Consider the following 24759-nt stretch of genomic DNA (forward strand, 5'->3'; position numbering starts at 1 on the left):
GCTGCAACGATAATATCGTGTCTTACCGCTCCCCTTACGAGCGGCATACGGAAGTGGTTACTCTCTGCCATCCGCCGCTAAACTGGCAAACAGAGTCTTCTACCGCAACAATATGGTCGCCTTGATCTTGTCATAATTCATTTGATGTGCTTTTGTTCGCTCGCCCTTGTGGGAGGGGGTAAAGGTTGAGACCCGCTGGCTGTTTCGATACGGCAAGCGGGTTTCCCTTTTTTTGGCGTCCGGCCAGCCACAGGCAGTGCGAGGAATGCCGCAAATTCTCAACGTACGTCCAGAAGACGACGCAAACTTTGCTTTTCTCATTGAAGATGAATGGTAGCGGGAGAGGGACTTGAACCCCCGACACGCGGATTATGATTCCGCTGCTCTAACCACCTGAGCTACCCCGCCACAGGGAAAACGTGACAGCCATGTGACCGTCCGCTCCATCAGGATGAGCGGCTTATAAGGTGCCGCTCCCCAAAGTGTCAAGCGCATGACGCGCAAAAAATTCGCTTTCCACACGGCGGTGAAAACCGATTTGTTTCAGGCAGCAACCGGCTTTTCCAAAAGCGCCTTCAGCGAAGCCTCGGCGTCCACCGAGCGTTCCGAACGTTCGATGAAACCACCACCGTAAACGCGGGCATCCGCGCCCGGTGCAGAATAGAGCACGCAGGCCTGACCGGGAGCGACACCCGCCTCGCCGGTCATCAAATCCACGTAGATGCCGTTTTCATCGGCATGCAACATCGCTTCGGTTGGCGGGCGGGTGGAGCGCACCTTGGCGAAGCAGGCAAAGCCCTGCCCGGCCTCGTCCGCAAGCGCGCCATCGCCAAGCCAGTTCATGTCTCGCAGATAGACACGGCGGGTCTCCAGCGCCTCCCGCGGACCGACGATGACCCTGCGGCCACGCGCATCGAGATGCACGACATACAGCGGCTCCCCAGTCGCGACACCAATACCCCGGCGCTGACCGATGGTATAATGCACGATACCGTCATGGCGGCCGAGTACGCGCCCGTCCAGATGGACGATATCGCCCGCCAACGCCGCATTCGGCTTCAGCTTGTTGATGATATCGGTATATTTGCCCTGAGGTACGAAACAGATGTCCTGACTGTCGGCCTTCTTGGCGACGACGAGACCCATATCTTCCGCCAGCGCGCGTGTTTCGGCCTTTGAGAGGCCGCCGAGCGGAAACCGCAGATAGTCGATCTGCTCCTGCGTCGTTGCAAACAGGAACCAGCTCTGGTCACGATCGCTATCGATCGGGCGATACAGCGCGCGGCGTCCCGGTTGGCCGGCAACGGGATTGGGACGCGAGCGGATGTAGTGGCCGGTCGCCAGCGCATCTGCGCCGAGTTCCTGAGCAGTGGCGAGCAGATCGGCGAATTTTACCGTCTGGTTGCAGGCAACGCAGGGGATCGGCGTTTCACCCATCGCATAGGCTTCGGCAAAGGGATTGATGACGGTTTCGCGGAACCGCGCTTCATAATCCAGCACATAGTGGGGAATGCCGAGCGTTTCGCAGACCCTGCGCGCATCGTCAATATCCTGTCCCGCACAGCAGGAGCCGGCGCGGTGCACAGCCGCACCGTGGTCGTAAAGCTGGAGAGTTATGCCGAGGACGTCATAGCCCTCGCGCTTGAGGATACCGGCCACAACCGAAGAATCGACGCCACCGGACATGGCGACAACGATCCGGGTGTCTTCCGGCCTCTTGTCAAAATCGAGCGTATTCACGTTTTTTCCCATCGTCAGTCATAACGGGGGTAAAGGCCCCGCCGCCTGTCGGTCATCCGCTGCGGCAAGCCTTAGTCGAAAAAGACTGTCCTGCCTCGCCACCATGCGGATTTAAGGGCTGCATATAGAAAGGAATGGCCGCGCACGCAAGTACGGGGCGGAAAACCGCCCCGTAAAGCCATTAGAGTGAGGTGGTGACCGGTTGTTAAGCGCCCGCCGTCTTCTGGCCGCTGCTGCCAATCCACTTGTCGCGCTCCCTCCACAGGGCCGGCAAAGCCAGCAAGCCTATTGCGGTAAGGGCAATTAGCGTCTTGCTGACCTGCGAAAGTTCGGCCGTACGGCCATCCAGATAATAGACGCCATAGACGATAGCCACGTGCCAGACATAGACCTGAAGCGAATGGCGGCCGAGCAGCTGCAGGAATTTCAGCGAGAGCACCCAGATCACGCCCTCCGCAATCGAGCGGACGATCGGGCGGTGATGCTTCGGACCAGCGATCACCAGCCAAGTGAGACCCACACCAACAGCAAGGAAATTGATGAGGTAGACCGGGCCGAAATCGGCACGGATCTCCATCGTGGAGAACTTGCCCATCACGAATTCCGGCATCAGGCCCCAGGCGGTTGCGATACGAAGCGGCATGAAAAACAGGCAGATGAGAAGTGCCGCCTTCGGAAGCCATGTTTGTTGCGGTGAGAAGATCGCCTTCCACGGAATGCGGTTCTGCGCCGTCATCGCGCCCAGCACCAGCGCCGAGTAGAACACCAGCTGCCAGCCGAGAAGATTGAAGCTGACGCGGATACCCTGCTCGTCGGCACCCTTGACGAGTTCATTGAGCGGCGTCGTCACGATCTGCTGAAGACCGAGCTGGCCGGCCATCCAGACCAGCAGCGAGCCTGCCATGACATAAGCCCATTTGCCGTCGAGGCAGAGTTTAACGAGGACGGGTGCGAACAGCATGTAAACAATGTACTGCGGCAGAATATCCATGAATGTAGGCTGGAAAAGGAATGTCGCAATCGCCGCCAGACGCAGCGGATCGTCGAACGACGTCATGCCCAGCCAGTTGTACCAGATATAGGGCGCATGCGGGATGACCATGCGGAAGAACAGCACGGCGATGACGAGACCCATCGCATAGCGATAGAGCTCCATCGCCCGGTTCCAGATCATCTGTTTGCCGGCATCATAGCCATATTTCATCATCTTGCGGGCATAGACCATGCCGATCAGCAGACCGGACAGAAAGACGAAGCCCTGCGCGTCTTCCACGAAGGCAAACTGGCGGTGATTGATTTCCACCAGCCAGAAACCGCCTGCAAACACCAGATGGTTGATCAGCATGAAGACGAGGAAGTAACCACGCATCCCGTCGATCAGGTCAAAGCGTTTCATCTCGATAGCTCTCCGTTCTCGCGGGCCGTGCATTGCCCGGCCACCCAGCCCGGCTTGCGGGAGGCGGGCCGGGAATTGGATTGTCAACGCTGTTTTGCGCCTGTGGTTCCCTTCCCAAAGCGGTTTAGAACCGGCGCGAAAAGTAACATTGACGTGTACGCATGCTGGTTAGGATGCGCGGACTGAACACCGGATGAATGAAAAACGGCAATTCCGTGGAGCAAAAGAGCTATGCGTCAGCGCCACGCCTCGACGAAGAGGGCGCAAACCCCTGCATGGCAGGGAAAACGCGGACAGCCACTCGCGGGACGATACAGATATCACCCGTTAGATTTATCAGTCATTTTTTTGGAGAGTTGCGATCTGCCACCGCGATCACTGAATTATCGACGAAAGACAATGTCGCGGCATCACGCATCGCGGTACGCAAAAGCCCGGAGGTTGGTAAAACCTCCGGGCTGTTTCATTCAGACAAGACTACGCGTCGTCTCAGGCAGCGGCCTGAATGGCGGCGACCTGCCAGTTGTCGTTACCGCCACGGCGCACGAAGGTCCACATTTCCACCGCTTCGGACGGATGCTGCTCGTCCCCTTCGATCACCTTGCCGGAGGTGCGGTCGCGCATAATGTCGATGGCGGAGTAGCGCATGGCTACCGTTGCATAGTCCTGGCCCTCTTCGTGCCAGGCTTCGGCAACATCGCCCTGCAGCAGCGTTACGTCGCGCACGTCGTTTTTCACGCCGCTCGTCGCGTTGTCGCTCAGTTCCTCAGCAAGATAGGACATGGCTTCCGGCGTCGTCAGCTTGCGCAACGTGCCGTAATCTTCAGCCCCATAGGCAGCCTGAACATCCTGCAGCATTTTCTGGAAGACTTCGAGATCGCTCTGGGTAATGCCAATTTCGTCACCTTCGGACATAGCATTGGCATGTGCCACCGGCTTTGCGGTTGCGGCAGTGGCCGCGGCTGCGCCGCCCGCAGCACCGGCAAGCGCGCCGATCTTCGGAATCTTGAACGAGGATGCGGAAGGACCTGCCTGCGGGCCGCCATTAAAGGAGGAGCCGGAATGATCCGTGCGCTGCGATCCGCCTGCGCCACCGAAAGCCGGCTGGCCCTGACGGCGCGATGCGAAGAAACGCATGGCGAACATGACCAGAAGGCCAATCAGCGCCACCTGCAGCAACATACCGAAGAAACCGGCCATACCGCCGAAACCGCCGCCCATGAGCATGCCGAACAGGCCACCCATCAGCAGTCCGCCCATCAAGCCACCCATCATGCCGCCAAACAGGCCACGGCTCTGCTGCGGTGCCTGCGCACCGGGACGCGCCGGCTGTGCAGCGCCGGGCGTCGCCTGGTTTTGCTGGGTGTTAGGAGTCATGCTGCGGTTGATCGGCGCGGTCTGGCCGGGGGCGGTGCTGGTCGACGGCGGCGCGGAAAACGTCCTTGTGCCGCGGCTACCGAAACCGCCGCTCGCACGGCGTGCTTCCGCCATATCGACGGCTACGAAAGATACCGCGATACCAAGCGCGGCGACTGCGAACAAACCTTTGAAGCGCCGAAAGGCAGCAAACATCACTATCTCCTGTTGGCCACCCTCCCATGAGCGGCATATCAGCACGCGATATAGCAACTCATGATCATCATTTTTAGTATGCCCGCCTTAAATTTTTCGTGATATGCAACCAGAGAGAGAAACACGCACACATTTCGGTGAAACCGGCGGTTCAGAAACAAAAAAACCGGCACAGGGTTTCCCCTGCACCGGCCCTTATTGTCCCCTTGGGAGGAACGATAGGTATCAGTCGATGTTGAATGTCAGCGGCCTGACCTGGCGGATTGCCGGGTTGGCGCGCAGCTTGTCCAGCACGTCTTCGGAAACCGGACCATCGACATAAAGAAGCGCGATGGCGTCGCCGCCTTCCTTTTCACGACCGAGCTGGAAGTTGGCAATGTTGACGCCAGCCTCACCAAGCGTGGTGCCCATGAAGCCGATCATGCCGGGAACGTCGGTGTTGGTGATGTAGATCATGTGCGATCCAACATCCGCATCCATGTTGATGTTCTTGATCTGGATGAAGCGCGGCTTGCCATCCGAGAACACCGTACCAGCAACCGAGCGAACCTGGTTTTCAGTCTTGACCGTCAACTTGATGTAACCGTCGTAAACGCCGGTCTTGTCACGCTTGACCTCGGACAGGATAACACCCTTTTCCTTGATCATAACAGGCGCGGAAACCATGTTCACATCCGCAACCTGGCTGCGGATAAGGCCCGCCAGCAACGCGCTGGTCAGCGCCTTGGTGTTCATGTTGGCGGTTGCACCATCATAAAGGATTTCGATTTCCTTGGTGGCGCTTTCCTGCACCTGACCGACGAAGGAGCCGAGGACATCCGCCAGACGGATGAAGGGCTTCAGGCGCGGTGCTTCTTCCGCCGTGATCGATGGCATGTTGATGGCGTTGGAGACGGCACCCTTGACCAGATAATCCGACATCTGCTCGGCAACCTGAAGCGCAACGTTTTCCTGTGCTTCCGTGGTCGAAGCGCCGAGATGCGGCGTGCAGACGACATTGGGAAGACCAAAAAGCGGGCTTTCGGTGGCGGGCTCGACTTCGAAAACGTCAAAGCCTGCACCGGCGACATGGCCGGACTTGATGGCGTCGGCAAGAGCCGCCTCATCCACCAGACCGCCACGGGCGCAATTGACGATACGTACGCCCTTCTTGGTCTTGGCAAGGTTTTCGGCATTGAGGATGCCGCGTGTCTTGTCGGTCATCGGCACATGCAGGGTGATGAAATCGGCCTGCGCCAACAGCTCGTCCAGCTCAACCTTCGTCACGCCCATTTCCTGCGCGCGCTCCGGCGACAGGAAGGGATCGTAGGCCAGAACGTGCATCTTCAGGCCAAGTGCGCGCGAGCAGACGATGGAGCCGATGTTGCCGGCACCGATGACGCCGAGCGTCTTGCCGGTGATTTCGACACCCATGAATTTCGACTTTTCCCACTTACCCGCCTGCGTGGAGCTATCGGCAGCCGGAAGCTGACGAGCGACGGCGAACATCAGCGCAATCGCATGTTCGGCAGTGGTGATAGAGTTGCCGAACGGCGTGTTCATGACGATGATACCGCGGCGCGAAGCGGCCGGGATATCGACGTTATCGACGCCGATACCGGCGCGGCCGATGACCTTGAGATTGGTCGCCGCTTCGATCAGCTTTTCGGTCGCCTTAGTGGCGGAACGAATGGCAAGACCATCGTAATTGCCGATGATTTCAGCCAGCTTGTCCTTGTCCTTGCCGAGTTTCGGCTGGAAATCGACTTCGACGCCACGATCACGGAAAATCTGGACGGCGGTTTCCGACAGTTCGTCGGATACGAGTACGCGAGGTGCCATGGTTCAGGGGCTCCTTGAAAAACGGTGCAGTTTTAAAAGCGGGAAATCGGCGGCCCTGCATCAACGCAGGGCCGGTATCAAAATCAGGCGGCAGCCTTGGAAAGTGTTGCCTTCTGCGTCTGGTAGGCCCAGGCGAGCCAGGGCATGACGGCTTCCATATCGGCCGTCTCGATGGTTGCGCCGGCCCAGATGCGCAGACCGGACGGTGCGTCACGGTAAGCGCCGATATCGAGGGCGACATTTTCCTTTTCAAGCAGGGCAACGATGCCCTTGGCGAAATCCGCCTGCGCAGCAGCATCCAGCGCCTGTACGTCGGGATCGACGATCTTCAGGCAGACGGAGGTGTTGGAGCGGGTTTCCGGCTTGACGGCCAGGTTGGCGATCCAGTCGTTCTTCTCGATAAAGTCGTAGATGACCTTGGCATTGGCATCAGCACGGCCAATCAGCGCCTTCAGGCCACCAAGGTTCTTCGCCCACAGCAGCGCGTCGATATAATCCTCAACGCAGAGCATGGACGGGGTGTTGATGGTTTCGCCAGTGAAGATGCCTTCGATGAGCTTGCCGCCGGAGACCATGCGGAAGATTTTCGGCAGCGGCCATGCCGGCGCGTAGCTCAGCAGACGCTCGACAGCGCGCGGCGAAAGGATGATGACGCCGTGGCCACCCTCGCCGCCCAGAACCTTCTGCCAGGAGAAGGTCACGACGTCGAGCTTTGCAAAGTCCATATCCTGCGCGAAGGCCGCCGAGGTGGCATCGCAGATAGTCAGACCCTTGCGGTCAGCAGGAATGAAATCGGCATTGGGAACGCGGACACCGGAGGTGGTGCCGTTCCAGGTGAAAACCACATCGCGGTCGAAATCGACTTCTGCCAGGTTCGGCAGCAGGCCGTAATCGGCCTCCAACTTGCGTACGTCCTTCAGCTTCAGCTGCTTGACGACATCGGTAACCCAGCCGGCACCAAAGCTTTCCCAGGCAAGCATATCGACGCCGCGTTCACCGAGCAGCGACCAAAGGGCCATTTCAACGGCGCCGGTGTCGGACGCGGGAACAATGCCGATGCGATAATCGGCGGGAACATTGAGAATTTCACGGGTGAGATCGATGGCCTGCTTCAGCTTGGCTTTGCCAACCTTGGCGCGATGCGAGCGACCGAGCGGTGCATCGGATAGAGCATCTAGCAACCAACCGGGACGCTTCGAGCAGGGACCAGAAGAAAAATGCGTATTGCCCGGACGGAGGTCCGGCTTCACTATATCTGTCATTTGACTACCCTTTCAGATAGGCGCCTCTCGTTAGGGAGAGGTGTCCTGACGCCGTTGCTATTCCTCTCACCGGCCTCCGTCAAGCGGAATATGTCGCTACGCATGAGAATTTTAGTCCATATGCGTCATGCGACGAATTGGATACCGCTGAAAACAAAAACCGCCCGCACCGGAGGAGGATGCGAACGGCTTGAAGCTAACAGTCGGGCGTGACGTTTATTTATAAACGGCAGGCTGCAGCGGAATATCGGCAGGCGGCATGTATTGCGCGGTATCGCAGCCGTTAAAGACATAACGGCCACCGACGCGAACCTCATGCGAATACAGACCCTTGTCGCGGCCAGGACCGCCACCATTCGCAAAATCGAACATGTCGCCCTTGTTGATCTGGCGGAAGCGGTAACCGACATCTGCCTTCAGATTACAGGTAACATCGATCGATGCACCGGCCATCAGGGCATAGGCGAAGCGCCACTTGCCTCTGCCGCCATGTTCGGTGGTCGGGTCGCAGCCAAGGCCGTTGGTGCTGCACGAAGTATTGCGCAGCTTATCCCATTTGACGTAGGAGCCGCCGATACCGCCACCAACATAGGGCGTGATGCGGCCATAGGTACCAAGATCGACATAGGCGTTTGCCATCAGCGTGTATGCTCTAAGCGAGCTGAGATCCGCTGAAACGCAGGGACCGGGCACGGAACCACAGCCGCCGATGGTAGAACCGCGGAAATCCGATTTACCCATGTAATCGAAGGTTACGTCACTGCGGAAATAGTTGTTGAACTGATAACCGACACCGGCGCCGACGATGTAGCTATCCTTGACATTAGCCGTATCAAAATCGGCGAGATAACCACCCGGTCCACCCTGATAATAGTTGGCGCCGCGAAGCTTGTTGAAGGAATAACCGACGTCGCCGCGCAGATACCAACCACTTGCCTGCGTGATCTGCACTTCGGGTGCCTCGACATAGGCAGGCGCAGGTTCAGCTTGATAAAGATCGGCAGCGAAGGCGCTCGTGCCGGTCATCAGAACGGCCAGAATGCCGGCCAAAGCGTTTTTCATGACTTCCACTCCAGAAGAGGCACCTGCCGTTGCGGCAGCAAATGCCAGTGAACTGTTCAGTCACGGAGATTGGCGTAAAATGGTTAAGTCCCGATTAACCACGATCATTCACTATATTTATTAGGCAATACTCAAAGAAAAAGCCGACTCGAAAGCCGGCTTTTTCTTTTCACATTTGGTGGCGCAATTTATGCAGCCGAGCGGGCATTGGTGATAACGCCGACGAGATCGTTGACGATCTGCTCCACCTTCGCACTATCGTCGCCCTCCGCCATGACGCGGATCAAAGGCTCCGTACCGGAGGGGCGGATAACGAGGCGGCCATTATTGGCCAATGCGCTTTCCGCATCGGCGATCGCCTGCTGCACGATCGGATTTTCCAATGGCTTGCCGCCGGAAATACGGACGTTCTTCAAAAGCTGCGGCACCGGCTCGAACTTGCGGCAAACCTCGCTGACGGTGAGGCCCGAACGTTTGACCTTGGCGAGAACCTGCAAAGCTGCCACCAGCCCATCGCCAGTCGTGCCATAATCCGACAAGACGATGTGGCCGGACTGCTCACCGCCGACGTTGAAATTGTGGTTGCGCATATGTTCGACAACATAACGGTCGCCCACCTTGGTGCGGGCAAGGGTGAGACCCTTGTCGCCAAGGAAACGCTCAAGACCGAGATTGGACATCACGGTTGCGACAATGCCGCCACCACGCAGGGTATTGTCGGAAGCCCAGCTGTCGGCAATCACCGCCATGAGCTGGTCGCCGTCGACGATCTCGCCGCGTTCGTCGACGATGATGACACGGTCCGCATCGCCATCGAGCGCGATGCCGATATCGGCCCGCACCTCATGCACCTTTTTCTGCAGGGCTTCCGGGTGGGTGGAGCCGCATTCGAGATTGATATTGATGCCGTTCGGCTCGTTGCCGATGGTAACGACTTCGGCGCCCAGTTCCCAGAGTGCTGCGGGAGCCACCTTGTAGGCAGCGCCATTGGCACAGTCGATGGCGATCCTGAGCCCGCTCAGCGTCACATCACGCGGCAGGGTACGTTTGACGAATTCGATATAGCGGTAGATATCGCCATCCACGCGCTTGGCGCGTCCGATCTCGCTCGGCTTGGCGAGCTGGGCATAGAGATCCTTGTCGAGAAGATCTTCGATTTCCAGCTCAAGCTCGTCGGAAAGCTTGTATCCGTCGGGTCCGAAAAGCTTGATTCCATTATCGGAAAATGGGTTGTGCGACGCCGAGATCATTACGCCGATATCGGCCCGCAGCGAGCGGGTCAGCATGGCAACAGCGGGGGTTGGAATGGGCCCGAGCAGGAAGACATCAAGGCCGGCCGCGGTGAAACCTGCGACCAGCGCGTTTTCCAGCATGTAGCCCGAAAGCCGTGTATCCTTGCCGATCACGACACGATGGCGATGATGGCCCCGGCGGAAGATCGTTCCGACCGCAATGCCCACACGCATCGCCAGATCCGGCGTCATGGGAAAGACGTTCGATTGTCCGCGGATACCATCGGTTCCGAAATAACGGCGTGCCATTTGAACTCCAAATCTTTCGGGCATTCCGGCATAGCATAAAACTACCGGAAGCGTTTTTGGCTAAATGCCACAAACCACGATAAACAGCACGTAAATTACCGCAAAAATGGCTTATATCTTGTTACCAAACTGAAAAGGCCACCCGGAAAACCGGATGGCCTTTTTCAATAGTCGTCTTGGCCAAGCAATCAGTGCGGCTGCGGCTCCATGCCGCCTTCAGCCTCGCCGTCGCCCTTGGCTTCGCCGTCACCCTTGACTTCGCTTGGGCCGTCCTTCTTGGTGCCTGCTTTCGGAACAGCCGAGCCACGGCTGCCAGGAGAATCGTCACCCAGATCGCGGGCCGGCTTCTCGCCCCTCAGCAAAGCCTTGATCTCGTCGCCCGTGAGGGTTTCGTATTCAAGAAGACCCTCGGCAATAGCAACGAACCCGTCGTGATTGTCCGTCAGGATACGACGTGCCTCTGTATAGGCCTCGTCGATCAGGCGGCGGACTTCGGTGTCGATCGTCTGAGCCGTTGCCTCGGAGACATTCTTGGACTGCGAGACGGAATGGCCAAGGAAGACTTCCTGCTGGTTTTCACCATAGGCGACCTGGCCGAGAGCGTCGGAGAAGCCCCATTGCGTTACCATGGCGCGGGCAAGCTTGGTGGCCTGCTCGATATCCGAAGATGCGCCGGAGGTGATGTTTTCCTTGCCGAAGGTCAACTCCTCGGCAACGCGGCCACCCATCATGATCACCAGACGCGACACCATCCATTTGTAACTCATGGAGTAGCGGTCACCTTCAGGCAACTGCATGACCATGCCGAGTGCACGGCCGCGCGGAATAATTGTCGCCTTGTGCAGCGGATCAGCCAAAGCAACCTTGAGCGCGGTAATCGCATGCCCCGCCTCGTGGTAAGCGGTCAGTTTCTTTTCCGCTTCGGTCATGGCGGAGGAGCGGCGTTCCGCACCCATCATGATCTTGTCCTTGGCGTCCTCGAACTCCTGCATGGTAACCACGCGCTTGTTACGGCGGGCGGCCATCAGGGCGGCTTCGTTGACGAGGTTCATCAAGTCAGCGCCCGAGAAACCGGGGGTGCCACGGGCCAGAACCTTGAGATCGACATTCGGAGCCAGCGGCACGTTGCGAACGTGAACCTTGAGAATGCGCTCACGGCCGACGATATCCGGGTTCGGCACGACGACCTGACGGTCGAAACGGCCGGGACGCAGAAGCGCGGGATCGAGAACGTCCGGACGGTTGGTGGCGGCGATGAGGATGATGCCTTCATTCGCCTCGAAGCCGTCCATCTCGACCAGCAGCTGGTTGAGCGTCTGTTCGCGTTCGTCATTGCCACCGCCGAGACCGGCGCCGCGGTGACGACCGACAGCGTCGATTTCGTCGATGAAGATGATGCACGGCGCATTCTTCTTGGCCTGCTCGAACATGTCACGCACGCGGCTTGCGCCGACGCCGACGAACATTTCCACGAAGTCAGAACCGGAAATGGTGAAGAACGGCACATTAGCTTCACCCGCGACGGAGCGCGCCAGTAGCGTCTTACCAGTACCTGGAGGGCCGACCAGCAGCACGCCGCGCGGGATCTTGCCGCCGAGTCGCTGGAACTTCTGCGGATCGCGCAGGAATTCCACGATTTCCTCAAGGTCCTGCTTGGCTTCGTCCACACCTGCGACGTCGTCAAACGTCACGCGGCCGTGCGCTTCCGTCAAAAGCTTGGCCTTTGACTTGCCAAAGCCCATCGCGCCGCGCGAGCCGCCCTGCATCTGCCGCATGAAGAACAGCCAGACGCCGAGGATGAGGAACATCGGCAAAAGCGTGCCGAGATAGCTCAAAAAACCGGAAGAACCGTCGCTCTCGGGACGCGCGACGATGGTGACGTTCTTGCTCTGCAAGCGCTCCATCAAGCTGTCGTCGATTACTGGGGAATAGGTCTGAAAGGCCGTGCCGTTCTCGGTATAGGTTCCGAGAACCCGGTTACCGGTGACGGTCACGTCGCGAACTCGCCCGGAATCCACATCGCGGAGAAACTGGGAATACGGAATTTCCCGCGAACCCGTTTGCGTCGGCGAAGTCTGGAACATGCTGAACAAAGCGATCAGCAAGAGGGCAATCACGGCCCACAAGGCGAAATTTCTGAAATTTGGGTTCATCGAACTCCCCGAACTCACACGGACATGTTTGCTGCCCGCTATTACTCGACCCTAACATAAGGACGACATCTGCCGTTGCCAAGGCAAAGGGCGTTATCTGATGCGTTTTGGTGTAAAAACTATTCCAAGGCAATTCACGAAAAAGAGGCCGGATTTAAACCGGCGGCTGTGGATAGGCCGCACGGCCGAATAAAACCGCGATGGCATTCGCCAACTCAAGGTCGAAGCGCGGCAGAAAAAGATCGAAGGGGGCAAGCCTCGGCACGATACTGATGGCACCTTCCGGAGAGGCTCGACCGGGAACCAACGCGGCAATTTGCGGCAGGATCGCCATCGCCTGTTTTGCAATCCCTGGCGGCACCGCTGGAAAAAGCGCTGCCGCATCCGCAATGCCACCCGTCCTGCCCGCCGCAATATTGACCGGAAAAGCCGATGTGTTTTTCACAAAGAAACGATCGTCCCAGAGGCCCTGCCCGCCAGCCTCGACTTGCAGTTCCGGCATATTCCGATGCTCGCGGAAAAGATAAAGCCCGTCCTTTCGGCGATCGAAAAGAACGCGGCCAACCGTTATCCGTCCGTTCTCGCTGGTTTTGAGAAACTGCAACACCCGATCCATGCTGCTGGCCGCCGGGAAATAGGCCCTTCCACCGAGATTAGCGATGAGCACCGCTAGCCCGTGCCGAAATTCGGGAAGATCGGGCATCAGGCCTTCAATCGACAATCTGGCGAGCGTGGCGTGAAAGACTTCTACGTTTTGTTGGAGAAAAAAGGCGGTTTTCTCGGAATATGCCTGTCGTTTGACGGCGGCCTGCGCATCAAACGGCGGCGGAGAGTCGGAAAGCGACTGCCGCACACGAACCCGCTCGTAGCGCGCGTTGTCATTACTAGGGTCGTCAGACCAGCCACGCGAGCGAGATAATACGAAATCGCGGATCTCCTGTCTTTCACAGGTCAGAAACGGCCGCATGATCCAGTGGCGTCCACCGTATAATACAGCATCCGCCATGCCGGCGAGGCCGAGATTTTCGCTGCTGCCGCTTCTGGCGGCACGCATCGCCACGGTTTCCCGCTGGTCGCCAAGAGTATGCCCCGTCACGATGAGATCGGCGCCAATGTCGCTCGCAACGTCGGCGATCAGACTATATCGGGCAAGACGAGAGGCTTCGGAAATGCCGGAAGCGGGTTTGGGATCATCCCATCGGCGCACGGTATGCGGGATACCGAGTTCCGCGCAGAGCAGGGAGACCTTGTGAGCCTCATCAGCGGATTCCGCCCTTAGGGCATGGTCAACCGTGACGGCGGAAAGCCGCACCCGGTCGGGGTCTGCCTCCGCCCTCGCCTCATGCATTGCCAGCAACAGACCGGTGGAATCGCTACCGCCGGAGATTGCGATGAGAATATGGACGGGTTTGCGAAGATTTTCGACGAAGGACCTAGCCGCAGCGAGCGGCGCAACCGTCTTTTCGTTCAAAATGCGGACATCAACCGGCATGGAAAGACCGCCGCCATGGCAGGAGCAAGATCAGCAGCTCAGCCGCTTCTGTTCGCTGGCAACCTTGTTCAGCACAGTCTTTGAAGCACTGGGATAACGCTTCGGCACTTCGCGCAGCGTGGCGCAGGCGGTCTCGGTGTTGTCCAGAGCTGCAAGCGACATGCCGAGCTTCATCAGCATTTCCGGTGCTTTCGGAGACTTGCCATAGGTCTGATGGCCGTTCAGGAAAGTTTTTGCGGCCTCGTTGAACTTGCCCTGCGAATATTGTGCCTCGCCCAGCCAGAAGCTGGCATCGGCGGCCTTGGTGCCTTTCGGGTAACCCTGGAGATATTGCTGAAACCCCTGCTCCGCAAGCTTGTAATCGCCGGAAAGAACATGACCGTAAGCAGCCTGATAGATATCGCCCTCGCTGGTGAGTGCTGCGGTGTTGACCGGATCGGTCTTGCGCGACCCGTTGCCGGTGGTAACGCCCGGAAGACTACCGGAAGAATTGTTGGCACCCTGGTTCAATGAGCCACCGATCGGCATGCCCTTGGAATCAAGCTCGATGGAGCCAAGCGTCGTCTCTCCCGGTGCACTCGTCGGCGCGTTCGCGGAAGAGGACGGCGAAACGGAAGCGCCACCCTGAGGTGGCGTTTCGATGATCGTTGCAACGTCGTCACTCGGCGGAGCGGCCGGAGTGGCCTCCGCCTTCTTTTTCGGCGCGGTGGTACTCGCGCCTTTGCCGCCTTCCAGTTCCTGGAAGCGGAATTCATTGTCTTCCTGCGCCTTGCGGATCGTTTCCTGCATCTGCAAAAGCTGGAAGCTCATTTCTTCGATACGGCCGTTGAGCTGCCGGATCTGTTCTTCAAGCTGCTGAACCTTATAGGCTTCATTGGCCTGAACCCGCACAATTGGGACCTGCTGAGAGTTGATCGTGCCGAAGCTACCCCCCGCACCGAACAGCGGACCCGAAACGGCTGTGCCGCTCAAGCCGGTGCAGGCTGCAAGCCCCAGCATTCCCGCCACGACAAGTTTCTTCATCTCATTTGCCCTGCCTTAACTGATTTGCACCGGAATGGCGCAAGCCGGATTTTTTCCATATCAACCGAAAAAGCAACTTAACTTCGGCCAAACTATGAAAAAAACGAAAGGCGGCCCATAGACCGCCTTCCATTCGAGATCACAAAAGCGTTAGGCGATTACATGCCTGCGCCACCGAGAACCGTCACAGCGCGGCGGTTCTGCGACCAGCAGGAAATGTCATCGCAGACGGCGACCGGCTTTTCCTTGCCGTAGGAGATCGTCTTCATGCGGCTTGCCGGAACGCCCTGGGACGCCAGGAAGTCACGGGTTGCAGCGGCACGACGGGCGCCGAGCGCCAGGTTGTATTCACGCGTACCGCGCTCGTCGGCATGGCCTTCGACGGTGATGGCGTATTTCGGGTAACGGGCAAGCCACTGTGCCTGGCGCTGCAGCGTCTGCTGCGCGTCTGCACGGATGGACGTCGAGTCCGTATCAAAGAAGATGCGGTCGCCAACATTAACCGTGAAGTCCTGCTGGGAGCCGGGCGTCGCAGAACCCGCACCGCCGAGACCGAGCTCACCGGCGCTGTTCGGCATGTTCTTCTTGTTCGCGCAGCCTGCGAGAGCAAGAGCGAGCGTCATGGCGATAACAGCCGGATTACGGGCCAGTTTCTGCATCGGGCTGAGTGCCGAAGTGTGTGTACGGCTCATCGCCGGTCTCTCCTTGGGATTGCAATAACGTTGCCAGACACTAACGGATCGAGGTTAATAGCCGACAAACGCTTATGGTTAACAGAAAGGAAACGTCCCACTTTTTTGCTCCCTCACAACACTTTGCGGCAAGAAAGAGGCAGTTTCCCGTACGGCATATGTAAAAACATGACGGCGCCGGTTGGGCCGGCGCCGTCATGGCAGTCAATATCAGTCCAGAAGCGGCGACCAGGCCGGGTCTGAAGCGAAGGTGGGAGTCTTGATCAGCTGTTCGTTGTAGCCGGTCAAGTCGATCGAATAGAGCTGCGGACCGCCAGCACCAGCGTTCTGGCGGAAGAACATCAGCACACGGCCGTTCGGCGCCCATGTTGGGCCTTCATTATGAAAGCCGCTGGTCAGAATGCGCTCACCCGAACCGTCGGTTTTCATCACGCCAATCGAGAACTTGCCGCCCGATTGTTTGGTGAAGGCGATCAGATCGCCGCGTGGCGACCAGACCGGCGTGGAATACGACCCGTCGCCGAACGAAATACGCTGCTGTCCTGAACCATCGGCATTCATCACGTAAATTTGCTGACGGCCGCCACGGTCGCTTTCAAAGGCAACACGTTGCCCATCCGGGGAGAATGACGGTGCAGTATCGATCGCGGACGTGTTCGTCAGGCGCGTCGTGGTTCGTGAGCGCAGGTCCATGGTGTAGATATTGGCGTTACCATCCTGCTGAAGGCTCATAATGACCTTCTGGCCATCCGGCGAGAAGCGCGGCGAGAATGTCATGCCGGGGAAATTACCGACCACTTCGCGCTGTCCGGTTTCCAGCTGCAGCAGGTAAACGCGCGGCTGCTGGCCTTCAAACGACATGTAGGTGACTTCCTGACGGTTCGGCGAAAAACGCGGCGTCAGAACGATGTCGTTCGAATTGGTGAGGTTACGGACGTTGAAGCCGTCTTGGTCCATGATCGACAGCTGACGCTTGCGGGCTGTCTTCGGGCCGCTTTCGGAGACGAAAACGACGCGGGTATCGAAGTAACCCTTTTCACCGGTGACGCGCTCATAAATGGCGTCCGCAATGATGTGGGCGACACGGCGCCAGTTTTCCGGCTGCGTGAAGAACTGCTGCCCGGTCATCTGCTGGCCTGCGAAAGTATCCCAAAGGCGGAACTCCGCACGCAGACGGCCATCGCTTTCACGCGTCACGCGGCCCGTTACGAGTGCCTGCGCGTTGATAACCTTCCAGTCCTCAAAACGCGGCTGCTGATCCGGGTTGGCGATTTTTTCGATGAAGGCACTCTTGTTGACTGGCGCAAACAGGCCGGAACGCTGCAGATCGGCAGCAATTACGGCCGATACCTGCGCGCCGATGCCGTCACCCGAGATGAAGTCGGTGATGGCGATGGGCAAGGGTTCGACGTTGCCCTTGTTGATGTTGATTTCCACCCGCGCAAAAGCCGGTGCGGAGAAAACCGACATAAGGGCCGCGACAGCGAGCACCAGCCGGATCGGCGAAAATATCTTCATGTTGCCAGGCCTTTCAGCATTCATAGCAATTCACTGGGATCGAAATTCACTACGACTTCGTTCCATGCATCATATTTGTCGGCAGGAAGGTTCGTGAACGGAGCAGAACGCATGATGGCGCGATAGGCACCACCGGAAAGGGCGCGACGCGTTCCCTCGGAACCACCCGTTGCTTCGATCTCGGGTCGGCCGATGATGGATCCATCACGGTCAAGCTTCATGGTGACCCGAACGCGAACGTCCGAGGCATCCGCCATGCCGGGAATGATCTGCCAGTTTTTCTGGATTGCGCCACGCAGCGCATCCATTTCCGTCTGGCTGAGCGTCGAACCGCCCGTGGTCTTTTTGCCGCCAAGCGATGCCTGCTGGGTGGAGCGCTTTGCACCACCACCGGAGGGCGCCTGCTTGTTCAAAAGCGCGGCAACATCGTCAGCGTTAAAATCGCTTTCCTTAGACGAAGCGGATTTCGCCGTTTCCTGCTTTTTCTCACCCGGCTTCTTGTCGGAAGGCTTGTCCGTTGACTTTGCCTGATCGGGCTTGGTCTCTGCAGGCTTCTCAGCGGGCTTCTGCTCGGCAGGTTTGGTCTCAGCCTGTTTCGGCACTTCCGGCTTCGGCGGCTCCGGGCGGGAATTCGGGCGCGGCACATTCGGCGGCACGGGAATTTCGGCCGGTTCCTGTTGCACCGGGGGTGGCTCTTCCGCTTTCGTTTCCTTCGGCGGCGGCTCCGTCTTGGGTTGCGGCGCGATCTCGGGCTTGGTCTGCGGCAAGGCGGCCATTTCCTGCGGCTTCGGAGCCGAGGTCTCTTCCTTGACGATTTCCTTCACCTCATTCGCCTTGGTGTCGACAACCGGCTGCGGCTTTTCCTGCTTTGGCGGAGCGGCCGCACTGATATTGTCGTTCGGCTTTGTAGTAGGCGTCGGCGGCGCTTCTATATCGGCCACGTTGTTGCCGACATTCTGAGCGTTCGGAACGATATCCGGACGTGTAGTCGGAACCGGGGCCGACTTTTCCGCCTTCGGCGCGTTCTTGTCGCCTTGCTGGATCTGGCTCAATTCCTCGATTGGCACCAGCTCCACAGGCAGTGCCTCAGCCTGCGACACGTCAAGAGGCTCCGGCGAGCCCAGGGAAACGAGGGCGAAAGCCAGAAGCGATGCGTGCACGATCGCGGATGTGGTAAGGCTGCCCTTCATTGCTGACGTCAATTATCCTGTTTCTGCTGGGTCACAAGGCCGATATTCTTGAAGCCCGCTGCCTGGATACGCGCCATCACGTCGGCGACGACGCCATAGGCGGCAACGGAATCCGCGCGCACGAAGATGCGTTCGTTATAACCTGTCGTGGCGATTGCCTGCAGCTTGTCGGCCACCTCGGCAGCCTGGATTTCCGTTTCCTGCAAATGGATCTGGCCATTGGCATTGACGGAAATCGTGATCGGCTGCGTATCCGAATTCAGCGCGTTGGCAGATGTCTGCGGCAGGTCGATCGGAACGCCGACCGTCATCATCGGTGCGGCCACCATGAAAATGATGAGCAGCACGAGCATGACGTCAACCAGTGGCGTCACGTTGATTTCGCTGATCGCGCCGCCCCTGCGACGTCCGCCGCGCCCACGGCGTCCACCGGAACCGCCGCTGCTGCCACCTGCTGACATACCCATAACATCTACTCCATTTTGCCTTGCGGCAAATTACTGCGCGGCGCGCTTATTGGGCTGCCTGCCGCGTCTGAAGTTTTTCATCGATCTGGCGCGACAAGATCGCGGAGAACTCGTCGGCGAAACCTTCCATGCGAGCGGAAAGCTTGTGCGCGTCAGCCGTGAACTTGTTGTAGGCGATAACCGCCGGAATAGCCGCGACAAGACCGATGGCCGTTGCCAGAAGCGCTTCGGCGATACCCGGCGCCACGACCGCAAGGTTGGTGGACTTCGAACCGGCAATCGCCTGGAACGAGGTCATGATACCAACGACCGTACCGAAGAGGCCGATGAACGGACCGGCAGAACCGATCGTCGCCAACGAACCGAGGCGGGCCTCGTATTGTTCGCCTTCACGAGCAATCGTCACGTCCATTGCCCGGTCGATACGCATTTGCAGACCGATGGGTGAACGGGCGCCGCGTTCAAATGATTTCTTCCACTCCCGCATGGCGGAAACGAAAATTGCCGCGAGACCAACATTCTGGCGTTCTGCCAGAGTGCGGTAAAGCTCCTCGAGCGACTGGCCAGACCAGAAGACCTGTTCGAACTGGTCGAACTGGCGCTTTGCCTTGCCGAAGCTTACGTATTTGTCGAAGACGATCGCCCACGTCCAGACCGAGGCGGCGATAAGTCCAATCATCACGAACTTCACGATGAGGCCCGCCTGCATAAACAGCGCCCAGAGACTTACATCGTGCGTCGCCGCTGCCAAACCTGCCTGTTCCATAAATATCCAATCCCCGAATCCAAACGCCCGGTACGGGACCGGGCGATTCAAACGCGTGTTAACGCTCGAAGCTATGCAGCAACAGCCGCAAACCCCTTTGCCATACCCCGATACTTGCCAGTAAGCCTTACTTGCCAATAAATTTGGTGAAAGGAAGGCGTGCGCCGCACAAATGCCAGTTGCTAAAGTAAGACACCATTATGGTTAAAGGAGTGTTACAACCGCGCCACGTCTGATGGATTTACTGGACCAGCCCCGAACTTACTTCAGGAATTTTTCGGCCACCGTCTCCGGAAGGCGCCTTGGCCGGCCATTGGCATTGATGACGGCGATGATGACCTTGGCGGCAACAAGGAGCGTTTCGCCGCGCCGGATTTCCTGATTGAGCACCATTTTTGCGCCCCCGGCCTTTTCGGTAAGGGTGGTGATCGTCAACACATCATCCATCCGGGCCGGGCTCTTGAAATCGATCTCCATACGATGGACGACGAAAACGAGACCCTCCTCGTCGGCGGTCAGGAGTGCGCTTTGCTCGCAGCCGAGGCAACGCAGGTAGTCGGTTCGACCGCGCTCGAGAAAATGCAGATAGCGCGCGTGATAAACGAGGCCGGAAAAATCCGTGTCCTCATAATAGACCCGCTGGGTCAGGCGGTGCCCATGTTCGATGAGTTCGCCGGAAAGCGAAACCACAAGCTCGCTCATGATATCTCCTTGGAAAGTTCGGCCGCACCTGAACGACCTTCGCGGACGATAAGATGCTCGTGGCGCTGAGGCAGCATCTCGATGCGCTCAGCAATGAAACGGGGTCTGAGATCGTGTTCCAGCAGCGCGGAAGGCTGCGCGGGCAGCCAGCGGAACTCCACCTCGACGCCATCCAGCACGCGATGCACTATATCGATTTCATGGAACGGCAAAGGCTGGCGCAGCGAAACCAGATAATAAAATGCCAGTTCATGCGCGGCATAATCATCATAGGCGAAAAAATTCTCCGCCGACCAGAGAAGACGCTCGACAACGCAATCCCGGTCAAGCTCCTCGCCGATCTCGCGGATGATGGTCTGCTCGGAGCTTTCACCGATTTCCGCCCGCCCGCCCGGCAGGGCCCAATAGCTATCCTTGGCGCCACGCTGGACGAGAAGATAGTTGTCGTGGAAAATCAACGCCGCCACACGCATGCTGAACAGCTGCGGCTTGCGGTCCAGCCGGATCATATGGCGCTCAGGGGCAGAAGTCATTTGGCGTCCAGGTCGCCGTCATACCAGACAAGGTGTCTTGTGGTCTCAGGCAGGTGTTCTATTTCATCCGCGATGAAATAGGGCGGAATATCGAGTTCGGTCAATGCATCACGGGTCGCAGCGACCCAGCGAAACTCCAGCTCGTTATCGCCATCCTGAACGCGGTGAATGATATCCGTGGGGTGAAAGGCAAGGGTCTCTGGCAAATCCATCAGGTAATAGAAACCGAGTTCGTGCCACTCCTTACCCTCATAATGGAAAAAATTCTCGACCGCCCATAGAAGCCGCCCGACCTTCGCTTCGACGCCAAGTTCCTCGACCATTTCGCGCGCCAGCGTTTCTTCGGAACGCTCGCCCATTTCGGCGCGGCCACCCGGAAAGGTCCAGAATTTCTCATGGGACGCGCGGTGCACCAACACGTGGCCATCCCGAAACGCCAGCCCCGCAACGCGCATCTGGAAAATGCGTTTCGGCTTGAATTTCATGCGGATACGGGTGTCCTGCACCGTGGTGTCTTGTGTCATTAACTGAACCTGCTGGCTGGAAACATCAAATCGGTTTCCGTCCACCCTAACGCATCCATCTCGGCTTTTCTCGCCTTTGCGTCGTCTCCCACAATGAATTCATCCAGTTGTGGCGGCTTGATCATGGTGCCGGACAACATGGCATGCACCTGCCCGCGATGATGCGTCTGATGCTGGAAGAGATGGGACAACACATCATCGCAGCGATCCTGCTGGATGCGTGTTCCACGATGAATATTGACGATGGCAGCGAGGCCGTCTTCATCCAGCATGTCGACAAAATCGATGAGTTCTTCGTCCAGTTTCGCTTGGGCAACATGCAGCTCCGCCATGGTGGCGAAAGGCTCTTCCTCTTCAAAAGCGGCAAGGCCGAGCGTCCCGCCTTTAATCGCGTCGATATAAAACAGGTCAACGGTGTAGATGTGGTTCAGGGTCGCCCGAAGGGTTGGAAAGAAGCTGACGCGAGCGGCCACGAATTCCTCCTGCAACAGCTGAAGACAAGCCTGATGCAGCCTTAAATTAGCCAGCCGGTTGTTGCGCGCGAGTTTGCGGAAAACCCGCGTCGGATCGTAGGCCATCGACGTCCCTTCTCATGGCGCCTGATAACGCCGCTTTTCAATCGACGTGTTCGAGCTCGGACTTGCTCTTCAGAACCTTCGCCCCATCTTCCTGCTCGATAAGATAAGCGGGTTCGTCCTTGCTGGCCTTGCGCTTTATCGTGGAACCGGAAATCGTTTTTTCGACATCATCAGTAAACGTCTCGACGATTTTTCCTTCGCCGGTTCCGTTGCCCCATTTCCAGCGAACCTTCGTACCCTTGCGATATCCAGACATCATCATTTCCTGACCAAAGAAAATCAAATGCGAAAGCGCCGGGCTTGTTCCCTCAATCCTCTTCCAGCGTCAGCCGGAATTGCGCCGCCTCGAGATCTTTAGGCGGCTGCATGCCCAGATGTTTCCAGGCAGTACCGGTCAGAACGCGGCCGCGCGGCGTGCGCTGGATGAAACCCTGCTGGATCATGTAGGGTTCTATGATGTCTTCGATCGCATCACGCGGCTCCGACAAGCCAGCGGCGATGGTCTCGATACCAACAGGGCCGCCGCCGAAATTGACCGCGATCATGGTCAGATAGCGCATGTCCAGCTGATCGAGACCCATTTTGTCGACAAGCAACCGCGTCAGTGCTTCGTCGGCAATCTCACGGGTGACGGCTTCCGCCCGTGCCACCTCAGCGAAATCGCGAACCCGGCGCAAGAGCCGTCCGGCGATGCGCGGCGTGCCGCGTGCACGCCTTGCTATCTCGCGTGCGCCATCGTCGGTCATGTTCAGACCCATCAGCCGCGCGCCGCGCCGAACGATCAGTTCCAGCTCGTCGACAGTGTAGAAGGCCAGACGGACAGGAATGCCGAAGCGGTCGCGCAGCGGCGTTGTCAGCAAACCAAGACGCGTGGTCGCGGCAACGAGGGTGAACTTGGAAAGATCGATCTTCACCGAGCGGGCCGCAGGCCCCTCACCGATGATGAGGTCGAGCTGGAAATCCTCCATTGCCGGATAGAGAATTTCCTCGACTGCCGGGTTGAGACGATGGATTTCATCGATGAAGAGCACATCGCGCTCCTCGAGATTGGTCAAAAGTGCGGCAAGGTCGCCAGCCTTGGCGATCACTGGTCCAGAGGTGGACTTGAAGTTGACGCCAAGCTCCTTGGCCATGATCTGCGCCAGCGTGGTTTTGCCGAGACCGGGAGGCCCGACGAACAACACATGGTCCAGCGCCTCGCCACGGTTCTTTGCCGCCTCGATAAACACCTTGAGATTGGCGCGAGCCTCGGCCTGGCCGGTAAAATCGTCCAGCGACTGCGGGCGCATTGTGGTGTCGATATCTTCACCGCGCTTGTCCGCCGAAATCAGTCTGTCCGCATCGCTCATAGAGGGCATTCCATTGTTCTAAACCAATTCAAGAGATGGTCTTCGCCGCTATATCACGACTGTCGCACGAAGGCGCTTCACGAAATTCAGCATCGCACCCGGCTTCGTTCGCTTGCTGCGCGCAGCTTAGCGTGAAAGTTCGCGCAGGCCGAGCCGGATGAGTTTGGCGCTGTCGCCGCCCTCCCCGCCGTTCTTCAGCGCTGCCGCAACGGCATTTGCGGCCTGATCGCGTGAATAGCCGAGATTGGTGAGCGCCGACACGGCATCCGCCACCGGCGCGGAGGCGACACCCTCGCCAAGTTCCTGCTTGAGCCCGATGGAAGCCGAAGCTTCTCCTGCAAAGGCAGGCGCCTTGTTGCGAAGCTCGGTAACGAGGCGCACCGCCACCTTCGGCCCTACGCCCGGCGCACGCGAAATCATCACCTTGTCCTGCAGCGCTATCGCATTGGCGAGTTCAGAAGGCGACAGGGTAGACAAGACGGCCAGCGCCACTTTCGAACCGACCCCCTGCACGCTCTGCAGGAGATTGAACCATTCCCGCTCAAGTGCGGACAAAAAGCCGAACAGCCTCAACTGGTCTTCGCGCACATAGGTTTCGATGAAGAGGACGACCGCTTCACCAGCGGAACCTATTTTTGAGAGTGTGCGCGCCGAGCAATAGGCGACGTAACAAACGCCGTGCACATCCACCAGCACGTAATCCGTACCGATTTCCTCGATGGTGCCTTTAAGTTTTCCGATCATGATGCCGCCCGCTGCAATGAGACTTCAATATTCAACCGGCCGCCAATAGCCGCGCCATCCTGTCGCCGCCGCGATTATGGGCGTGGCAGATTGCGATCGCCAAGGCGTCCGCCGCATCGTTACCCTTGAATTCTGCTTTCGGCATCAGGATTTTCAGCATCATGTGGATTTGCTGCTTTTCGCCGTGCCCAACACCTATGACGGCTTTTTTGACCGCGTTCGGCGCATACTCGAAAACAGGCAACCCTGCCCGCGCCGGAACCAGCATGGCAATGCCGCGCGCCTGACCGAGCTTCAGCGTGGCGACAGCATCCTTGTTCACGAACGTCTGCTCCACCGCCGCCTCATCGGGCTGATAGCTGTGAACGGTATCCGCCAGCCCATCATGCAGCTGGCACAGGCGGGAGGCGAGATCCATATCACCATCCGATGTCACAGTGCCGGAAGCGACAAACCGAAGGCTGTTGCCGAAGGTTTCGATGACACCCCATCCGGTGCGCCGCAACCCGGGGTCGATACCGATGATTCGAATCGTCTTTTGCATAAGCCACCCTATCTTTTCGGCTGCGACCCTGCCAGCGATAAGTGAACAAAACGACAACATTGATCAAATTTGCAGTGCAGCATTTACCTC

General features: G+C 58.3%; 23 protein-coding genes and 1 tRNA gene. All 24 read right to left on the reverse strand.

The window, feature by feature from the left end:
- Positions 1-331 precede the first annotated feature (331 nt).
- The 24 genes from ACQZ45_RS13110 to ruvC all read right to left on the reverse strand — a co-directional run bounded on the left by ACQZ45_RS13110 (position 332) and on the right by ruvC (position 24669).
- Positions 332-408 (reverse strand) — tRNA-Met (locus ACQZ45_RS13110).
- A 135-nt stretch (positions 409-543) separates the two neighbouring features.
- A complete protein-coding gene (mnmA, locus tag ACQZ45_RS13115) occupies positions 544-1740 on the reverse strand; it encodes a tRNA 2-thiouridine(34) synthase MnmA (RefSeq protein WP_035199644.1) in 1197 nt (398 codons plus the stop codon).
- Positions 1741-1945: 205 nt separating this feature from the next.
- Positions 1946-3136 carry an OpgC family protein gene (locus ACQZ45_RS13120; protein WP_003511376.1) on the reverse strand — a complete coding sequence of 397 codons (1191 nt, stop codon included), beginning with the start codon at positions 3134-3136 and terminating at the stop codon, positions 1946-1948.
- A gap of 489 nt (positions 3137-3625) precedes the next feature.
- Positions 3626-4708: a Tim44 domain-containing protein gene (locus ACQZ45_RS13125; protein WP_003511377.1), complete on the reverse strand. Its 1083-nt coding sequence runs from the start codon at positions 4706-4708 to the stop codon at positions 3626-3628.
- A gap of 225 nt (positions 4709-4933) precedes the next feature.
- The gene (gene serA / locus ACQZ45_RS13130; protein ID WP_003511378.1) at positions 4934-6529 is read right to left on the reverse strand and encodes a phosphoglycerate dehydrogenase; all 1596 of its coding nucleotides are present in this window, start codon (positions 6527-6529) and stop codon (positions 4934-4936) included.
- Positions 6530-6612: 83 nt separating this feature from the next.
- Positions 6613-7791 carry a phosphoserine transaminase gene (locus ACQZ45_RS13135; RefSeq protein ID WP_448742275.1) on the reverse strand — a complete coding sequence of 393 codons (1179 nt, stop codon included), beginning with the start codon at positions 7789-7791 and terminating at the stop codon, positions 6613-6615.
- A 216-nt stretch (positions 7792-8007) separates the two neighbouring features.
- Complete coding sequence (locus tag ACQZ45_RS13140; protein ID WP_003511380.1) at positions 8008-8853, reverse strand: outer membrane protein; 846 nt, start codon at positions 8851-8853, stop codon at positions 8008-8010.
- A gap of 188 nt (positions 8854-9041) precedes the next feature.
- Positions 9042-10394 carry a phosphoglucosamine mutase gene (gene glmM / locus ACQZ45_RS13145; RefSeq protein WP_003511381.1) on the reverse strand — a complete coding sequence of 451 codons (1353 nt, stop codon included), beginning with the start codon at positions 10392-10394 and terminating at the stop codon, positions 9042-9044.
- Between the two features lie 188 nt (positions 10395-10582).
- Complete coding sequence (gene ftsH / locus ACQZ45_RS13150) at positions 10583-12547, reverse strand: ATP-dependent zinc metalloprotease FtsH (RefSeq protein WP_013761814.1); 1965 nt, start codon at positions 12545-12547, stop codon at positions 10583-10585.
- A 154-nt stretch (positions 12548-12701) separates the two neighbouring features.
- Positions 12702-14039: a tRNA lysidine(34) synthetase TilS gene (gene tilS, locus ACQZ45_RS13155; protein WP_060642478.1), complete on the reverse strand. Its 1338-nt coding sequence runs from the start codon at positions 14037-14039 to the stop codon at positions 12702-12704.
- Positions 14040-14069: 30 nt separating this feature from the next.
- Positions 14070-15062 carry a tol-pal system protein YbgF gene (gene ybgF, locus ACQZ45_RS13160; RefSeq protein WP_003511385.1) on the reverse strand — a complete coding sequence of 331 codons (993 nt, stop codon included), beginning with the start codon at positions 15060-15062 and terminating at the stop codon, positions 14070-14072.
- A 158-nt stretch (positions 15063-15220) separates the two neighbouring features.
- On the reverse strand, positions 15221-15754 hold the full coding sequence (pal, locus tag ACQZ45_RS13165) for a peptidoglycan-associated lipoprotein Pal (RefSeq protein WP_003511386.1): 534 nt from the start codon (positions 15752-15754) through the stop codon (positions 15221-15223).
- A gap of 210 nt (positions 15755-15964) precedes the next feature.
- Positions 15965-17272, reverse strand: coding sequence for a Tol-Pal system beta propeller repeat protein TolB (gene tolB, locus ACQZ45_RS13170; RefSeq protein WP_003511387.1), 1308 nt, complete (start codon positions 17270-17272; stop codon positions 15965-15967).
- A gap of 20 nt (positions 17273-17292) precedes the next feature.
- Positions 17293-18462 (reverse strand): hypothetical protein, encoded by a 1170-nt coding sequence (locus ACQZ45_RS13175; RefSeq protein WP_448742276.1) that lies wholly within the window; start codon positions 18460-18462, stop codon positions 17293-17295.
- A gap of 8 nt (positions 18463-18470) precedes the next feature.
- Entirely contained in the window at positions 18471-18929 is a 459-nt protein-coding gene (tolR, locus tag ACQZ45_RS13180; protein ID WP_003511389.1) for a protein TolR, read from the reverse strand.
- 46 nt (positions 18930-18975) lie between these two features.
- The gene (gene tolQ / locus ACQZ45_RS13185; RefSeq protein ID WP_003511390.1) at positions 18976-19695 is read right to left on the reverse strand and encodes a protein TolQ; all 720 of its coding nucleotides are present in this window, start codon (positions 19693-19695) and stop codon (positions 18976-18978) included.
- Positions 19696-19956: 261 nt separating this feature from the next.
- The gene (gene ybgC / locus ACQZ45_RS13190; RefSeq protein ID WP_003511391.1) at positions 19957-20397 is read right to left on the reverse strand and encodes a tol-pal system-associated acyl-CoA thioesterase; all 441 of its coding nucleotides are present in this window, start codon (positions 20395-20397) and stop codon (positions 19957-19959) included.
- Positions 20394-20930, reverse strand: coding sequence for an NUDIX hydrolase (locus tag ACQZ45_RS13195; RefSeq protein WP_448742277.1), 537 nt, complete (start codon positions 20928-20930; stop codon positions 20394-20396). Before ACQZ45_RS13195 ends, ybgC begins: the two co-directional genes overlap by 4 nt.
- Entirely contained in the window at positions 20927-21454 is a 528-nt protein-coding gene (locus ACQZ45_RS13200; protein ID WP_003511393.1) for an NUDIX hydrolase, read from the reverse strand. The genes ACQZ45_RS13195 and ACQZ45_RS13200 overlap by 4 nt, the downstream gene beginning before the upstream one ends.
- Complete coding sequence (locus ACQZ45_RS13205) at positions 21454-22032, reverse strand: DinB family protein (RefSeq protein ID WP_003511394.1); 579 nt, start codon at positions 22030-22032, stop codon at positions 21454-21456. The genes ACQZ45_RS13200 and ACQZ45_RS13205 overlap by 1 nt, the downstream gene beginning before the upstream one ends.
- A 37-nt stretch (positions 22033-22069) precedes the next feature.
- Positions 22070-22288: a hypervirulence associated TUDOR domain-containing protein gene (locus ACQZ45_RS13210; protein ID WP_075807662.1), complete on the reverse strand. Its 219-nt coding sequence runs from the start codon at positions 22286-22288 to the stop codon at positions 22070-22072.
- A gap of 52 nt (positions 22289-22340) precedes the next feature.
- Positions 22341-23381: a Holliday junction branch migration DNA helicase RuvB gene (gene ruvB, locus ACQZ45_RS13215; protein WP_003511396.1), complete on the reverse strand. Its 1041-nt coding sequence runs from the start codon at positions 23379-23381 to the stop codon at positions 22341-22343.
- Positions 23382-23507: 126 nt separating this feature from the next.
- Positions 23508-24125, reverse strand: a complete 618-nt coding sequence (gene ruvA, locus ACQZ45_RS13220; RefSeq protein WP_003511397.1) for a Holliday junction branch migration protein RuvA — start codon at positions 24123-24125, stop codon at positions 23508-23510.
- A gap of 31 nt (positions 24126-24156) precedes the next feature.
- The gene (gene ruvC / locus ACQZ45_RS13225) at positions 24157-24669 is read right to left on the reverse strand and encodes a crossover junction endodeoxyribonuclease RuvC (protein ID WP_003511398.1); all 513 of its coding nucleotides are present in this window, start codon (positions 24667-24669) and stop codon (positions 24157-24159) included.
- Positions 24670-24759: the final 90 nt, after the last annotated feature.

This window comes from Agrobacterium sp. 16-2014-1-2a, assembly GCF_053522705.1.

Coding starts and splice junctions, on each gene's coding strand:
- ACQZ45_RS13120 (WP_003511376.1), bottom strand. CDS start 3,136: ATGAAACGCTTTGACCTGATCGACGGGATGCGTGGTTACTTCCTCGTC.
- ACQZ45_RS13125 (WP_003511377.1), bottom strand. CDS start 4,708: ATGTTTGCTGCCTTTCGGCGCTTCAAAGGTTTGTTCGCAGTCGCCGCG.
- serA (WP_003511378.1), bottom strand. CDS start 6,529: ATGGCACCTCGCGTACTCGTATCCGACGAACTGTCGGAAACCGCCGTC.
- ACQZ45_RS13135 (WP_448742275.1), bottom strand. CDS start 7,791: ATGACAGATATAGTGAAGCCGGACCTCCGTCCGGGCAATACGCATTTT.
- ACQZ45_RS13140 (WP_003511380.1), bottom strand. CDS start 8,853: ATGAAAAACGCTTTGGCCGGCATTCTGGCCGTTCTGATGACCGGCACG.
- glmM (WP_003511381.1), bottom strand. CDS start 10,394: ATGGCACGCCGTTATTTCGGAACCGATGGTATCCGCGGACAATCGAAC.
- ftsH (WP_013761814.1), bottom strand. CDS start 12,547: ATGAACCCAAATTTCAGAAATTTCGCCTTGTGGGCCGTGATTGCCCTC.
- tilS (WP_060642478.1), bottom strand. CDS start 14,039: ATGCCGGTTGATGTCCGCATTTTGAACGAAAAGACGGTTGCGCCGCTC.
- ybgF (WP_003511385.1), bottom strand. CDS start 15,062: ATGAAGAAACTTGTCGTGGCGGGAATGCTGGGGCTTGCAGCCTGCACC.
- pal (WP_003511386.1), bottom strand. CDS start 15,754: ATGAGCCGTACACACACTTCGGCACTCAGCCCGATGCAGAAACTGGCC.
- tolB (WP_003511387.1), bottom strand. CDS start 17,272: ATGAAGATATTTTCGCCGATCCGGCTGGTGCTCGCTGTCGCGGCCCTT.
- ACQZ45_RS13175 (WP_448742276.1), bottom strand. CDS start 18,462: ATGAAGGGCAGCCTTACCACATCCGCGATCGTGCACGCATCGCTTCTG.
- tolR (WP_003511389.1), bottom strand. CDS start 18,929: ATGGGTATGTCAGCAGGTGGCAGCAGCGGCGGTTCCGGTGGACGCCGT.
- tolQ (WP_003511390.1), bottom strand. CDS start 19,695: ATGGAACAGGCAGGTTTGGCAGCGGCGACGCACGATGTAAGTCTCTGG.
- ybgC (WP_003511391.1), bottom strand. CDS start 20,397: ATGAGCGAGCTTGTGGTTTCGCTTTCCGGCGAACTCATCGAACATGGG.
- ACQZ45_RS13195 (WP_448742277.1), bottom strand. CDS start 20,930: ATGACTTCTGCCCCTGAGCGCCATATGATCCGGCTGGACCGCAAGCCG.
- ACQZ45_RS13200 (WP_003511393.1), bottom strand. CDS start 21,454: ATGACACAAGACACCACGGTGCAGGACACCCGTATCCGCATGAAATTC.
- ACQZ45_RS13205 (WP_003511394.1), bottom strand. CDS start 22,032: ATGGCCTACGATCCGACGCGGGTTTTCCGCAAACTCGCGCGCAACAAC.
- ACQZ45_RS13210 (WP_075807662.1), bottom strand. CDS start 22,288: ATGTCTGGATATCGCAAGGGTACGAAGGTTCGCTGGAAATGGGGCAAC.
- ruvB (WP_003511396.1), bottom strand. CDS start 23,381: ATGAGCGATGCGGACAGACTGATTTCGGCGGACAAGCGCGGTGAAGAT.
- ruvA (WP_003511397.1), bottom strand. CDS start 24,125: ATGATCGGAAAACTTAAAGGCACCATCGAGGAAATCGGTACGGATTAC.
- ruvC (WP_003511398.1), bottom strand. CDS start 24,669: ATGCAAAAGACGATTCGAATCATCGGTATCGACCCCGGGTTGCGGCGC.